General features: G+C 71.1%; 13 protein-coding genes and 1 pseudogene. 3 read left to right on the top strand and 11 right to left on the bottom strand.

Translation table 11 applies throughout. From position 1 onward, the window contains the following. Positions 1-108 precede the first annotated feature (108 nt). Complete coding sequence (locus tag MTP10_RS01635) at positions 109-687, bottom strand: TetR family transcriptional regulator (RefSeq protein WP_310707127.1); 579 nt, start codon at positions 685-687, stop codon at positions 109-111. A 58-nt stretch (positions 688-745) separates the two neighbouring features. Here MTP10_RS01635 and MTP10_RS01630 point away from each other — a divergent pair, with 58 nt between their 5' ends. Then, complete coding sequence (locus MTP10_RS01630; RefSeq protein ID WP_310707126.1) at positions 746-1,891, top strand: FAD-dependent monooxygenase; 1,146 nt, start codon at positions 746-748, stop codon at positions 1,889-1,891. A gap of 416 nt (positions 1,892-2,307) precedes the next feature. Here MTP10_RS01630 and MTP10_RS01625 read toward each other — a convergent pair whose 3' ends face one another. Next, a complete protein-coding gene (locus tag MTP10_RS01625; protein ID WP_310707125.1) occupies positions 2,308-3,561 on the bottom strand; it encodes a hypothetical protein in 1,254 nt (417 codons plus the stop codon). A gap of 94 nt (positions 3,562-3,655) precedes the next feature. Between MTP10_RS01625 and MTP10_RS01620 the strand changes: the two genes are divergently transcribed. Next, positions 3,656-4,210 carry a helix-turn-helix domain-containing protein gene (locus MTP10_RS01620; protein ID WP_310707124.1) on the top strand — a complete coding sequence of 185 codons (555 nt, stop codon included), beginning with the start codon at positions 3,656-3,658 and terminating at the stop codon, positions 4,208-4,210. Between the two features lie 409 nt (positions 4,211-4,619). Here the strand turns inward: MTP10_RS01620 and MTP10_RS01615 are convergent, their stop codons facing one another. The 5 genes from MTP10_RS01615 to MTP10_RS01595 all read right to left on the bottom strand — a co-directional run bounded on the left by MTP10_RS01615 (position 4,620) and on the right by MTP10_RS01595 (position 10,396). Beyond that, complete coding sequence (locus tag MTP10_RS01615; protein ID WP_310707123.1) at positions 4,620-5,363, bottom strand: ABC transporter ATP-binding protein; 744 nt, start codon at positions 5,361-5,363, stop codon at positions 4,620-4,622. Beyond that, entirely contained in the window at positions 5,360-6,457 is a 1,098-nt protein-coding gene (locus MTP10_RS01610; protein ID WP_310707122.1) for an iron ABC transporter permease, read from the bottom strand. Before MTP10_RS01610 ends, MTP10_RS01615 begins: the two co-directional genes overlap by 4 nt. After that, positions 6,454-7,455 (bottom strand): ABC transporter substrate-binding protein, encoded by a 1,002-nt coding sequence (locus tag MTP10_RS01605; protein ID WP_310707121.1) that lies wholly within the window; start codon positions 7,453-7,455, stop codon positions 6,454-6,456. Before MTP10_RS01605 ends, MTP10_RS01610 begins: the two co-directional genes overlap by 4 nt. 162 nt (positions 7,456-7,617) lie before the next feature. Further along, positions 7,618-9,387 (bottom strand): cytochrome c oxidase assembly protein, encoded by a 1,770-nt coding sequence (locus MTP10_RS01600; protein WP_310707120.1) that lies wholly within the window; start codon positions 9,385-9,387, stop codon positions 7,618-7,620. A 406-nt stretch (positions 9,388-9,793) separates the two neighbouring features. Then, complete coding sequence (locus tag MTP10_RS01595) at positions 9,794-10,396, bottom strand: superoxide dismutase (RefSeq protein WP_310707119.1); 603 nt, start codon at positions 10,394-10,396, stop codon at positions 9,794-9,796. Between the two features lie 399 nt (positions 10,397-10,795). Here MTP10_RS01595 and MTP10_RS01590 point away from each other — a divergent pair, with 399 nt between their 5' ends. Beyond that, positions 10,796-11,251: a hypothetical protein gene (locus MTP10_RS01590; protein ID WP_310707118.1), complete on the top strand. Its 456-nt coding sequence runs from the start codon at positions 10,796-10,798 to the stop codon at positions 11,249-11,251. On the opposite strand, the pseudogene MTP10_RS01585 reads toward MTP10_RS01590, so the two are convergent. The 4 genes and pseudogenes from MTP10_RS01585 to MTP10_RS01570 form a co-directional block, all read right to left on the bottom strand. Further along, positions 11,248-11,559, bottom strand: a pseudogene (locus tag MTP10_RS01585) (hypothetical protein); the annotation flags it as partial. The gene MTP10_RS01590 and the pseudogene MTP10_RS01585 sit on opposite strands and share 4 nt — an antisense overlap. Further along, positions 11,556-11,735: a hypothetical protein gene (locus MTP10_RS01580; RefSeq protein WP_310707541.1), complete on the bottom strand. Its 180-nt coding sequence runs from the start codon at positions 11,733-11,735 to the stop codon at positions 11,556-11,558. The pseudogene MTP10_RS01585 and the gene MTP10_RS01580, both read right to left, overlap by 4 nt. 198 nt (positions 11,736-11,933) lie before the next feature. Then, entirely contained in the window at positions 11,934-12,563 is a 630-nt protein-coding gene (locus MTP10_RS01575; RefSeq protein ID WP_310707117.1) for a copper resistance protein CopC, read from the bottom strand. A 70-nt stretch (positions 12,564-12,633) separates the two neighbouring features. After that, entirely contained in the window at positions 12,634-13,206 is a 573-nt protein-coding gene (locus MTP10_RS01570) for an MFS transporter (RefSeq protein WP_310707116.1), read from the bottom strand. Positions 13,207-13,245: the final 39 nt, after the last annotated feature.

Raw genomic sequence — 13,245 nt, 5'->3', positions numbered from 1 at the left:
GGGCGCGATGGTCATCTTCGCTCCCCAGCTCGTGACTGTTCGCTACCTCGGGTGCTATCCGGCTGATCCGCTGGAGTTCTCCCGCCTCGGCGTGACGGGGCCGGCGGGTCACGGCCGCTGCTCGGCATGTCCCGTGCAGCCGTGCACGATGACCTGAACCACGTCCCGTACGACATCCCTGGTGACGCTCCCCGGCGGCGCGCTGACCAGGGTGAACAGCGCGCCCGCGTAGAGCGTGATCATGGCGGGGATCCGCTCGCGCGGGATGGCCAGGCCGAGCTGGTCGTGGTGGCCGGCCGTGACCTGTATCGACGTGTCCTTCAGGCCCGCCAGCGCGGCTGCGAGCGCCGGTCGGCGGGCGCCCTCCAGTTGCAGTTCGAAGATCGCCAGATAGCGGCGGCGCAGGGTGGTCGCCGCGGTGAGCAGCGATTCCGTCAGCATGTCGGCCAGCGTCGCGGGCCGCTCGACGGCCCGGTCGGTGTCGGCGTGGTGCAGATCGAGGATGCGCTCGGCGGCGGCCACCAGGAGCGCTTCGCGGCTGCGGAAGTAGTTGGAGGCCGTACCCGGCGGCAGGTCCGCCGCCTTCTCCACCGCGCGGTGGGTCAGCCCGTGCGCGCCTGACGACGCCAGCAGGTCGATGGCGGCGTCGGCGAGGGCTTGGCGGCGGGCCGGATTCGTGGGCGGCATATGACCATGTTACCAATATCCGTACTAGTACGTGCGTAGTGTATGAGCGGGAGGCCTCATGAGGATCGCGGTGGTCGGAGCTGGGCTCGGAGGGGTGGCGGCCGCGGTGGGGTTGCATCGCCAGGGCCACGAGGTGACGCTCTTCGAACGGGGCGCCGAGCTCCGGGAGAAGGGCACGGGGATCGTGGTCATGCCCAACGGGCTTCGCGCGCTGGACGACCTGGGGCTGGCCGAGGACGTTCGCAGGCGCGTCATGCACGCGACCAGCGGGGGGCTACGGGACCGGCATGGAAGGCCGCTCTTGATCGCCGACCTGGCCCAGGTGGAGCAGGGGATCGGGACGCCCGCCATGATCGATCGAGCGGAGCTGCACAGAGCTCTGCGCGCCCCGCTGCCGCCCGACCTCGTGCGAACCGCGACCCCGGTCGAGCGCCTGCAGCCTGACCCCACCGGAGTGACGGTGATCAGCGACGGCGCGCCCGTCGCGAGAGCGGACGCCGTGATCGCGGCCGACGGCAGCGGCAGCCGACTGCGTGCGCAGCTCTTCCCCGGCCACCCCGGGTTGCGGCGGACCGGCCGGATGGACCTGCGCGGCATGCTGCCCCGCCCTCCCGGCCTGGCGCCGGACCTGCTCCTCAGCCAGTTGGTCGACCGCCGCAACGGGGCGATGTTCGGACTGTTCCCCGTCGGTGAGGACCGGTTGTACTGGTTCACCGACTCCCTCCTGCACGGCCCGCCGCCCGGCGCGGAGGAGGCGCGCCGGGAGATGCTGTCCCTGATGGCCGACTGGCATCCCCTCGTCACGGCACTGATCGGGGCCACGCCGCCCGAGGACATCTATGTCGACCCGATCGCGCGCCTGGCCGAGCCCCTGCCCTCGTTCGCGGTCGACAGGATCGCGCTGCTCGGCGACGCCGCGCACGCCATGTCACCCGACCTCGGCCAGGGCTCCAGCCAGGCATTCGAGGACGCTGCCGTACTGACCCGCCACCTGAGCGGCGCCGGGCCGGCGGACGCCGTCGAGCGGCTCCTGCGCTATGACGCCGAGCGCAGGCCCCGCGCCAACCGCATGATGCTGGGGGCGGCCAGGCAGTCGCGGCTGACGTCCCGGACCGGGATCTCCGCGTGGTTGCGTGACCTGTCGCTGCGGGCCGTGCCGTCCCGGCTGGCCACTCGGCAGATCGCCACCCTCTGGCACGTCTGAGGGTGCGCCTGCGGCAAGGCCATCGGCGGCGCCGCCGTCACCGACGAGAACATGCTCTCCATGGCTCTGCACCTGCGCGGCCAGAACCTCAGCCTGCGCGACCTCGCCGTCCGGCTCGTCATGTCAGCGATCGCCCGATGGAGCCGGGCAATGATCACTGAGTCATCCTGCGCTCTGGGGCTGCGCGGGCGGGGAGCGAGGGGGCCGATGCCCTCGTCTCGATCGACGCAGGGCAGGGCGGGCAAGGCTTGCCGTCGTGCTGGGCCTTGGCGCGGGCCGGCCGATAAGACTCGGTGCCGCCGTCTCCGGACGGGGTTCCGAGCGCCTTTGGAGACCCTGCCACGTTCAATGTCATGAAACAGCCGGCACAGAGCCGGGTTCGGTACATGGTCGTGGACCATCAGGCCCCGGAACCGCTACGGCGTGATCGCGTCGGCGGCCCGGGCCACCGGCTTCAGCAGTTGCCATCCCAGGGGCGCCAGGGCCAGCCACATGCACAGGACCGCGAACGGCATGAGGGCCTGGCGGCCGGGCCCGTCCAGCACTTCGTAGCTGATGAACAGGGCCAGGGTGGTCAGGACGAGTATCAGGGTCGTAGCGCTGATTCGCTTCAGGACGGCCAGCTGAATGATCAGGGCCAGGAGCCCGAGGTAGACAAGCTGGGTGCCGAATCCGTACAGGATCGGCTCGGCTGCCGGGATGCTTCGGATCTGCTGGTCCAGGGCCTTCAGCTGCGCGTGATTGTCGGTGGTGGACAGGACGTACAGGTCGACGAGCATCTCGGCGATCGAGGCGGTGACGCTGATCAGTGCCACCGCCAGGCTCACCCTGGCGAGGAGCTGCGCGGCACCGCGGCTTCGGACCCGGCGAAACAGCTCGACGCAGGCGATGGCCAGCAGCACGAAACCGATGAGCCACACCGCATGCGCGATCGTCGCCCATGGCTCCACTCCTTCGTTGCCGCCGAACCTCATCAAGGTCCAGCCGCCGAGCTGCGCCACCGGCGCCAGGATGAGTGCCCACCCGGCGAGCGTCGCCCAGGTCGTCGTCGCCGTCCGGGCCGGGTCGGATGTGCCGCGCAACAGTTCCCGTCCTGTCCGCAGGAAGGCCAGCCACAGGATCAGCGCCGATCCGGCCTGCGCCAGCCGCAACGGGATCTCCACCAGCAGCTCGGCGCCGTTGACCAGTACCGCCGCAGTCACCAGGATCGCGAACAGTACGGTGGCCCTGCCCTGCGCCGCGAGGTGTATCGCCTGCACGATCAGCGCCAGGAACAGCAGCACCGGCCCGATGTCGTAGATGGCCGCCTGAACCCCGGGCAGGTCGTGGATCTGGCCGCTCAAGGCCCGCATGTCGGCGCGGTTGTCGGTGGAGAAGCCCACCACCAGATCGATCACCATCTGGATGAGCAGGCAGCCCGCGCCGATGACACCGACGATCAGCGAGCCGGTGGCCAGCAGCCGCCCTCCCGAGGTGGTGTCCTTGGCACGCCTGTACAGCTCGACGCAGACGATCGCGTACATGACGTTGTTGAGGACCCAGGCGATGTGGGCCAGGGTCCAGCCGGGTTCCTGGCCACCGGCACCGCCCAGACGCATCAGAGCCCAGCCGGCCACGACCAGCAGTGGTGCGGTGACGAAGGACACCCCGGCGACTCGTTTCCCGTTCATGGACGCCGACCCTAGTCTTACAGAATTTTTTCTGCAAGTTTTTCTCTGCATGATTCTTTCTGCATAACTGTCTCGGTACGGCTAGGCTGGTCACATGTCGACGGAACCGGTCATGCACACCCCGGCGGCGATGAAGGCGCTCGCCAGCCCACTGCGGCGAGAGATCCTCAGACACCTCGCCAATCACGGCCCGGCCACCTCGACCACGCTGGCCAAAGCCATGGGCCAGAACACCGGGACCACCAGCTACCACCTGCGCATGCTGTCCGACACCGGTTTCGTCACCGAGCTGCGCGAGCGCGCCAAGGGGCGGGAGCGCTGGTGGGACGTCGTCAAAGCCGACCGGCGGATGCCCGCCCGCGAAGAACTGACCGGCGCCGAACAAGACCTCGCCGAGCGACTGGGCGACTCCCAGCTCGCCGAGGACCTACGGCTGCTGTCAGCCTTCGCCCACAACCGCGACGAGGACGGCGACTGGCAGCAGGGCTCCCGCGCCAGCACCTTCATGACCAAGGCACAGCTCAAGGAATTCCACGAGGAGTACCTGAAACTGGTGCACCGCTTCGGTGCCGACCACGACAACGCACCCGCCGACGCCCGGCTGATCCTGCTGCGCTGGATCGGTTTCCCCGACTCCCGCGGCTCCTGATCCCTCCAGCCCGACGTCTTCCTCCGCAGGAGATACCGGGTCCAGAGATCACGAACATGACCTACTGGTGGCCGCTTCTGACCGTCCCTCGGCTGGACCGGCGCACATCCAGATCATCCGCGTCCGGTCAGCCATCGCCATCATCGGACGTCGCCGACCAGCCGATCCACTCCGAACCACGATCGCCGGCCGGGCTAGGACGGTGGGCAGACGGTGGGCGATCACGAGCGTTGACCGGCCGCCGGACAGGGTGTCGAGGGCGTGCTGGGTGGCGGCCTCGTTGGCGGCGTCGACGCTGGAGGTGGCCCGTCGAGGACGAGGCGACGACGGGCCACACGATCGAGCCCGCGCCCTGACCGGCGAAGACGCCCGAACCGGACCTGGGGCGACAAGGCCGGCAGCCGGGGGATCACTGCTCCTCCTTGAGCCGTTCGAAGACGAGCTGGGTGCGGTGTACGGCGCGCACGCCGTACACCTGGCAGATCAGGTCGGGGTTGAGGACCTGTTCCGGCGGTCCGCCGGCCACGATGCGGCCGGCGTTCATGACGTAGAGGCGGTCGCAGAAGGCGGCGGCCTGGTTGAGGTCGTGCAGGACGGCCAGCGTCGCGATGCCCAGCTCGCGGACCAGGTGCAGGATCTCCAGCTGGTGGCGGATGTCGAGGTGGGAGGTGGGCTCGTCCAGCAGGAGCAGGCGGGTCTGCTGGGCGAGGGCGCGGGCGAGCAGGACGCGTTGTTTCTCGCCGCCGGACAGGGTGGCGAAGACGCGTTCGGCGGCGCCGGCCATGCCGACGCGGTCCAGCGCCCGCGCGGCCAGCTCCTCGTCCACAAGGGCGTCGGCCTTGTACGGGGTGCGCCCCATGAAGACGATCTCGGCCACCGTGAAGTCGAGGTCGGCCGGGGCCTCCTGGGCGACGACGGCGGTGCGCCGGGCGGCCTGGCGGGCGGGCAGCCGGTGCACGTCGTCGCCGTCCACGGTGATGAGCCCGGCGGCGGGGCGCAGCGCCCGGTAGACGGTGCGGAGCAGGGTGGACTTGCCGCAGCCGTTCGGTCCGACGAGTCCCACGAACTCGCCGTCATCCACAAGCAGGTCCGCCTCGTGGACGATCGGGTGGCCGTCGAGCGCGACGGACACGCCGCGCAGGTCGAGCTTCACGTGACGCTCACCGCCCGGTCCACGGAGCGGCGGCGCAGCAGCCACAGGAAGAACGGCACGCCGAACAGCGCGGTGACGATGCTGAGCGCCAGCTCCTGCGGCGCGTTGACCGTGCGGGCGGCGACGTCCACGAGCTGGAGGAACACCGCTCCGAGCAGGGCGGTGACGGGCAGCACCCGGCGGTGGTCGGCGCCGACGAGCAGCCGGGCGGCGTGCGGCACGATCAGGCCGACGAACGCGATCGCGCCGCTGGTGGCCACCAGCACGCCGACCAGCAGCGAGGTCAGCACGAACAGGGTCAGGCGGAAGCGGTTGACGTTCACGCCGAGCGAGACGGCCGTCTCCTCCCCGGCGGCGAGCGCGTTCAGCGGGCGGTGCTGCAGCAGCAGGTACGTCACCCCGGCCGCGAGGACGACGGCGGGCAGCGGCAGCATGTGCCAGCGGGCGCCGCCGAGGCTGCCCATCAGCCAGAACAGCACCTGCTGGGCGGCCCGTCCGCTCTGGGCCAGTTGCAGGACGTAGCTGTAGGCGGCCTGGAACAGGTAGGCCAGCGCCACCCCGGCCAGCACGAGCCGGGACGGGGTGATCCGTCCGGAGCGCTGCGCCAGCACGTACACCAGCCCCAGCGCCAGCAGGGAGCCGGCGAAGGCGGCGGCCGACAGCGACAGCCCGCCGAGCGCGGAGGCGCCGAGGATCAACACGAGCACCGCTCCGAACGAGGCACCGGAGGAGACGCCGAGCAGGAACGGGTCCGCCAGCGGGTTGCGCACCAGTGCCTGCAGCACCGCCCCGACCACCGCCAGTCCGGCCCCGACGAGGAGCGCGAGCAGCGCGCGGGGCAACCGGAACTCCCAGACGATCTGCTCCTGCACCGAGGTCCAGGTGCGCGGCACCAGGCCGGGGACGAGGCGGTCGGCGACGATGCCCCAGGCCTGGGGCAGGGCGACGTGCACCGCGCCGATGCTCACCGCCAGCCAGGTCGAGGCGACGACGGCCACGATGAGCACGGCGACGAGCACGAGGAACCGGCTCGCGCGGCGGTTCCTGGGCAGGAGCGCGGTCTGTGCCGGGTTCTGCTGGGTTGTGCTGGTCACTGGGTGAAGGCGTTCGGGTGCAGGAAACGGGCGATCTCGGTGACGGCCAGGATGTTGCGGTAGCCGGGGTGCTGGGCGGCCACCGGGAGCGCGAGGAAGCGGTTGTCCTTGGCTGCGGGGCTGTTCCTGGCGATGGCGAGAGTCTCGGCGGCCTTGGCCGGCGAGCTCGGCGTCTTCTCGCCGCGCAGGGTGGCGTAGTCGCTGACCAGGACCGCGTCGGGCTGGGCGGCGCTGATCTTCTCGGCGCTGACCTCGGTGTAGTCGCCCTTGACGTCGGCCAGCACGTTCACCCCTCCGGCCAGGGTGATCATCTGGTGGGTCAGCCCGGCGCCGCCGTAGGCGTTGACCGGGCCCTTGCCGCCGTCGGTGGCCAGCACCTTGACCGGGGTCCGGCCGGCGACGCGCTTCTTGACGTCGGCGAGCTCGCCCTGCAGTTCGCTGATCAGCTTGTCGGCGCGGTCGGGGACGCCGAAGATCGCGCCGAGGTCGCGCAGGTCGGCGAAGGTCTTGTCGATGGTGAACTCGAGCACCTGCTCGGGGCTGCACCAGCCGCCGAGGATGTAGACCGGGGCTCCGGCCGCGTTCAGCTCGTCCACGGTGGCGTGACCGCCGGCGGAGTCGAAGCCGGCCATCGCGTTGTCCAGGACGAAGTCCGCGCCCTGGGCGAGCATGACCTCCTTCTGCGGCAGCATGATCGTGTCGGAGATCTCCGGGATCTTGTCGTACAGCTCCTTGTGCCCCGGCAGGAACGCGCTCTCGGAGAAGTTCGTGCGCCCGGCGATCCGGTCGCCCAGGCCGAGGGCGAGCAGGGTCTCCAGGGCGGGCTGGTAGCCGGTCACCACCTTGGCGGGCGGCTTGTCGAAGGTGAGCTTGCGCCCGCAGTTCTCGATCGTGACCGGGAAGCCGGCCTGCGGCTGCTGCTCGGCCTGTCGAACGGCGGGCGCCTGCGAGCAGGCGGTCAAGGTCAGGGCCATCGCCAGGACCAGGAGTCGTCTCATGCCGAAACCACAGCCTCCAGCAGTTCACGGTCGCGGGTGATGAGGGCCGGCGTGCCGACCCGCTTGCAGTTGCATTGCACTTGCGAATAATTCGCAAGAAGCACCGTAAGTGGCGGAAGGGCGCAGGTCAATGTGTGTCCACCTTGCGAAACCGTCACCGGCTCAACGGACCCGGGTCAGAGCGTCCATCCTGAGCCATGCCATGCGGACGGCCAGCGCGGCGAGCGCGGTCAGGGGGAGGAGCATGGCCACGGCTCCGGCCAGCCGCTGGTCGCCCAGGACGTCCGGCACGCCGGGCGGGGCGGCGAGTTCGAACCATTCGCCCGCGAGCTGCGGGCCGAGGATCAGGTACGCGCCCAGCGCGACGTGAACGGCGGTCACCACGGCGAGGAGCCGGACGCGGGCCGTCCAGGAAACCGGATGAGGCAGCGGGTCCACGCCGGCCAGCACCCGGAACACCAGCAGGCCCGCACCGAAGAAGAGGAGCTCTGTGAGCACGTGCGGGGCATAGCCGGACAGGGACCAAGGCAGCCATGGAGTGGCGTAGAGCAGGAGGAACGCGATCGGGTAGGCGATCACCAGGACTCGGGGGCCGGGCAGCCGCCAGGAGCCCGGTGACGCGGTGGTGGCCTGGGCCGCGAGCGTGAGCGGGGCGCCCAGGCAGATCAGCAGGGGCGAGACCACGGTGAGCGCGGCGTGCTGGAGCGCGTGGACCGACAGCATCGCCCGCGCGTACCCGCCCACGCCGCCGAGGAGCACGAACGCGGTCAACGCCAGGCCGGCGGAGAGGGCGAGCGTCCGGGAGGCCGGCCAGCCGGGCACCCTGCGCACGCCCGCCCAGTAACCGGCCGCCGGTAGTGCAAGGAGCAGCAGGATCGCCGGATCCAGCCGGACCTCGGTGACCAGCGCCGACGGGCTGAAGGGGGCGAGGGCGTACTCCAGGACGAGATGCTCGTGGCCGCCGCCGCTGCCGGGCGGCGGTGGCGTACGGGACAGGCCGACGGCCAGCCCGATCGCGGCGGCCATCACCGTCACCTCGCCCGTCGCCAGCCGGACGAAGGTCTGTCGCACGCCACGGTCCGCGACCCCTGCGACCGTGTGGCGGCGATGGTTCCAGCCGAACAGCCCGAGGAGCACCAGGGCGGCCGTCTTGGCCAGCAGCAGCTGCCCGTACCCGGTCAGCCAGAGGTCGGACGGCGTGCCGAGCCGCACCCACGCGCTCGCCACGCCCGAGACCGTCACCGCCGCGAAGCAGCACAGGGCGACCGTGCTGAACCGGGGCAGCACCACCGGCAGGTCGGGGGAGCGGCGGAAGTGGACGAGCACGGCGCCGAGGCCGCCCACCCAGACCGACACCGGCACCAGGTGGGCCATCAGGGCCGAGATCGCGATGTCGTGGTCGCCGGCCGAGGCCGCGTGCCCCACGTACGCGGGCGGTAACAGCCCGAACGCGGCGACCGCCAGGCGGGCCCACACCGGAGCGCCGGCGGACACGGCCACCACCAGCGCCACGCCCAGCACCAGCAGCAGAGCCTGGGTCTGCGGGATGGACAGGCCGAATTCCAGCATGTCCGGCGAGGTCAGCAGGTTGACGACGGGTAGCGGGATGAGGTCCGACAGGGTCGCCAGGTAGCTGAGCGCGGCCGTGAAGGCCCAGCCGAGCGCCCACCGCCCGGCGGCGCGTACGCACCTCCTGGCCTCGGGCGAGCCGGCGGGGGCGAGGGTGGCCGCGGTGAGCGTTCCGACGCAGGCCAGCGCGCACACGTCGTAGCAGAGACGGACCAGCGGCAGACCCCAGACGGTGACCGGCCCGGCGGTGGGCAGCCCGGGGATCTCCGGCTCGATCGCGCCGCCGTACCGCAGGACGACGACGAGCACCACCACGCCGGCGGCGACCGCCGTCCCGGCGTACATGCGCTCCGACACCTTCATGGCGGCTCCGCCAGGCTAGGGCGCCCGCCGCCGCGAACGCCGCGATGGGGGGCAGGAGGTGCGACTCCCGAATGGTGCCACATAGGCACAAGTGCGGCCATGCATGTGCTGAGGTACGCGCTCGACCGGTCGCCGGTTCAGCCATTGCCCTTTTCTGCGCTTCTGGGAACGCGGTGGTGCGCCCTGGCAACATGGCGGCGTGTGCGTCGGCCGTCCGATGATCCGCGGCCGTGCGGGGCTCGGCCCATGGGGCCGGGTGAAGACCTCGCCTGCCACCACCCTCACGGCAGAGAGCACATGGCGTACGTCGCCTGACGGGACGAGACGAATGTCGAGGGGGGCGGCGCCCGCCTGGCCCCGCGGACCAAGCTCGGGCCGGGCGGGCGTCGCCGGCATGGGGGGTGCGTTACGCGCCGCGGGCGGCGTCGTAGCGGGCGATGACGTCGTTCCAGTTGATCAGGCCCCAGAGCTTCTCGACGTAGTCCGGGCGCACGTTGCGGTACTGCAGGTAGTACGCGTGCTCCCAGGCGTCGAACACGAGCAGCGGGGTGGTGTTCATGCCGACGTTGCCGTGGTGGTCGTAGACCTGCTCGACGACCAGGCGGCGACCCAGGGGTTCCCAGGCGAGGACGCCCCAGCCGGAGCCCTGCACGGTGGCGGTGGCGGTCGTGAGCTGCTTCTGGAAGGCCTCGAAGGAGCCGAAGTGCTCAGTGATGGCGTCGCCCAGCTCACCGTCGGGACGGTCCCCGCCGTCGGGCGACAGGTTCTGCCAGAAGATCGTGTGCAGAACGTGCCCGGACAGGTTGAAGGCGTACGTCTTCTCCAGCCCGACCAGGCCGCCGAACTCGCCCTTGTCACGCGCCTCGGCCAGCCGCTCAAGCGTGTCGTTGGCGCCCTTGACGTACGCGGCGTGGTGCTTGGCGTGGTGCAGCTCCAGGATCTCGCCGGTGATCGCTGGCTCAAGCGCCGCGTAGTCGTAGGGCATGTCCGGAAGGGTGTACTCACCCATGATGTCTCTCCTCCAAAGCACCTAATTGCATATAACTCGCAACAACCATAGCCTTGCAACTAGCTCGCGTCATGAACGGCATGCCGACAGCGCCGGCACCAGCCCGGTGCAGACGCAGGCCGAGGCGGGCCGTGGTCTCGTCGAAGTCGACGTTTCATGCCGGACGCGTCCGCACGGCGAAGGCGAAGGGCAAGGACAGTCGGGGGGTCGGCGAGCCAATGGCGGCGGCTATCTCGGGATGCTCGGCACCGAGGTGGTCACGGCCGCCCGATCCGAGGACGGCCGTACGCCATAATGTTGCTCCTGCATATCTGTCGCAGTTGGGTGCGGACGAGGACGGGATCGCCAGTGGTCGATCAGAGCGACGCTGGGCCTGCCCCGGTTGCTGTGGAGACGTTCATGTTCCGGGCAGGGGTCGACGGCCGCTGGCTCTACCGGCGGCTCGCGGCAGTGCCCGGCCCGGGAGAGAGCCCTGACGAGGTCGCGCGCCGGATCAGCGGTACATCGGCGGACGATCCGGCCACGGTCGTGCACTCGACGAGCTGGCGTCACCGGCCTGAGGGGCAGGTGGTGCTGACCTATGCCGTGTGTCCCGACCCGGCGCCCCACCTGCCCGCCGAAGAACTGCCGACCTTGGACATCGCGCGGGGCAAGGCTCCGGCGACGCCTACGCCGGAGCAGATCGACGTCGTCAACGTGGCCGGCCACGCCGTCCGCCACCTGGCGTTCCTGATGGCCACGGACGCCGTGGTGTGCCGCGCCCTGTCGCGCCACCCCTCCATCGCCTCTGCCATGGAGGGGCTGGCGCGGGAACTGGCGCCCGCTCTGCAACTGGCCGGGAACGCCGCCCGCTAGCGAGTCCTGCCCTGCGCTCCCACCTCGATCTCACGTACCGCCGCGTCGTCCGGTTGGTCGGTGAGGAAGTCCCCGGTCGCGGCAGATGGGGCGAAGCGGCGTAGCCGCAGGCTGTTGGAGACCACGAACACCGACGACAGGGCCATGGCGGCGCCCGCGATGAGCGGGTTGAGCAGGCCGGTGGCGGCCAGCGGGAGCGCGGCGACGTTGTAGCCGAAGGCCCAGACGAGGTTGCCCCGGATGGTGGCCAGGGTGGCGCGGGCCAGGGTGAGAGCGGTGGGGACCACGTCCAGGTCGTCGCGGATCAGGCGGCCGAGGGCTTGACGGCGTCGGCGAGCGCGAGCGCTCCCAGCGCCGTGCCGTCGGCCGCGACCAGGACGACAGTGCGGCCCTCGCCCTCCCAGCCGGCCCGCGCCTCGTCCAGCGCCTCGGGCCGCGACCGGAGCGCCGCCGGCGAGGGAATGGCCGCCCGCGGACACGACAACGCACACCGCCGCGAAGACAGCGGCGCGTGCCAGGCGCGAGACCCGTTCCAGGGCGGACACGGCGCGCGGCCGGGCCCGCACGCGGGCGACTGCCACGGGACTTCCGACGGCGGCCGGGCACAGGGGTGAACCAAGGCGCCGTATCCCGGGCTCACCAGGGCTAACACCCCGGTACGAAACGAAGGCCGCTGCCTTTCTCACTCGGCCGGGCCGGAGCCGTCACGGCGGCGCGACCACAGCCAGACCCCCGCGCCGACAGCCAAGAGCGCGGCACCCGCCCCCCACAGCCATGCGGGCGCGCCGCCCGATCCCTGTGCGGTGCCCGAGCGGGCCGTCGAGCCGGAGACCGGCGACTTCACAGGGCCGGGCGACGCGGTGGAATCCGACGGGAACGGAGACGCCGTCGTCGTGCTCGGGACTGCCGTCGGAGTGGGTTCAGGGGTGGAGGTGCGCTTGGCGGTCACGGTAAAAAGGATTTCCCCTTCGATCGGGTGGCCGTCGGAGGAGACCACCCGCCAGCCGATCACGTAGGAGCCGGGCTCCAGGGGCTGGGGGACCTCGGCGAACACCTTGTGGCCCGCGGTGCGCGGAGTGCCGACGGTGACCTGCTTGCCGGCGGAGTCGTGCAGGACGACGGCGGGGAACCGCACCTGCGCGGAGTATTCCAGCTCTATCTCCTTGACCGACGCCACCTTGGCGTTCTTCGCGGGAGAGCTGCTCTTGAGCGAGTCATGCGCGAGTGAGGGAGAAGCGGTGAAGACCATCCATGCCCCGCAGGCGAGCATCACAGCCAGCAGGCTGCGGAGGAATCGCGGCGACAATGCCATCTTGAACTCCAGACAAGAATCCCGGAACGGGTCCGGGACGTACCGGAAAGGCGCTACCGAAGGCGCCTGGTCACCGGACCACGCCGGCCGCGGCCGGCGTGGTGTTCGCGGGAGGTCCGCGGAGATGGACGGCCGCCGTGCTGTCCCACGGGGAGCACGACATGGGCCGGTCGTCCGGGACGGTCCGCCGCCCGGGCGCCGGGGGCTCGGGGGCGCCGGCCAGCAGCCGGCGCGTCAACGCGAGCGGGGTTGTGCCCCAAAGGCACAGCAGGAGCCAGAACGCGCTCTCTCCTCGGTGCAGCCACCATCCGGTCAGCCAGGCCACGGTCAGGTGGGCGAGCGGCATGCCCACGCTCGTGTGAGCGTGGCCGGTGTGAAGATCCGGGATGGGGGCTGTCAGGGAGAAAAGGTCGTGCAGCGCCGTCTGGGCGGCGATCGTCGCGCCGAGCACGACGGCGCGCCCGCGTTCGCGCCCGTTGAGCGCGTACGCCAGCGCGCCCGCCCCGGCGGCGCCGGCGAGCATCACCGCCGGGGCGACGCGCGCCCCGCCGGCCAGGACGTGTCCACCCGCGGAGACGACCACGCACACCACCGCGAAGACGATGGCGCGCGCGGAGCGTAGTACCGGCTCCGAAGGAGACACATTCGTCATCATCGCAGCCCTGGCATCCGCGGAGAGCCC

Origin of the sequence: Nonomuraea sp. 3-1Str, assembly GCF_031570565.1 — a bacterium.
In the GTDB taxonomy this organism is placed as follows: Bacteria; Actinomycetota; Actinomycetes; order Streptosporangiales; family Streptosporangiaceae; genus Nonomuraea.
The sequence above is the reverse complement of the archived record's forward strand: the minus strand, read 5'-3'. Positions and strand labels throughout refer to the sequence as shown.

Excerpts from the sequence above, each read along its gene's own strand:
- MTP10_RS01605 (WP_310707121.1), bottom strand. The coding sequence starts at position 7,455 with ATGAGACGACTCCTGGTCCTGGCGATGGCCCTGACCTTGACCGCCTGC.
- MTP10_RS01630 (WP_310707126.1), top strand. The coding sequence starts at position 746 with ATGAGGATCGCGGTGGTCGGAGCTGGGCTCGGAGGGGTGGCGGCCGCG.
- MTP10_RS01600 (WP_310707120.1), bottom strand. The coding sequence starts at position 9,387 with ATGAAGGTGTCGGAGCGCATGTACGCCGGGACGGCGGTCGCCGCCGGC.
- MTP10_RS01590 (WP_310707118.1), top strand. The coding sequence starts at position 10,796 with ATGTTCCGGGCAGGGGTCGACGGCCGCTGGCTCTACCGGCGGCTCGCG.
- MTP10_RS01625 (WP_310707125.1), bottom strand. The coding sequence starts at position 3,561 with ATGAACGGGAAACGAGTCGCCGGGGTGTCCTTCGTCACCGCACCACTG.
- MTP10_RS01595 (WP_310707119.1), bottom strand. The coding sequence starts at position 10,396 with ATGGGTGAGTACACCCTTCCGGACATGCCCTACGACTACGCGGCGCTT.
- MTP10_RS01620 (WP_310707124.1), top strand. The coding sequence starts at position 3,656 with ATGTCGACGGAACCGGTCATGCACACCCCGGCGGCGATGAAGGCGCTC.
- MTP10_RS01635 (WP_310707127.1), bottom strand. The coding sequence starts at position 687 with ATGCCGCCCACGAATCCGGCCCGCCGCCAAGCCCTCGCCGACGCCGCC.
- MTP10_RS01575 (WP_310707117.1), bottom strand. The coding sequence starts at position 12,563 with ATGGCATTGTCGCCGCGATTCCTCCGCAGCCTGCTGGCTGTGATGCTC.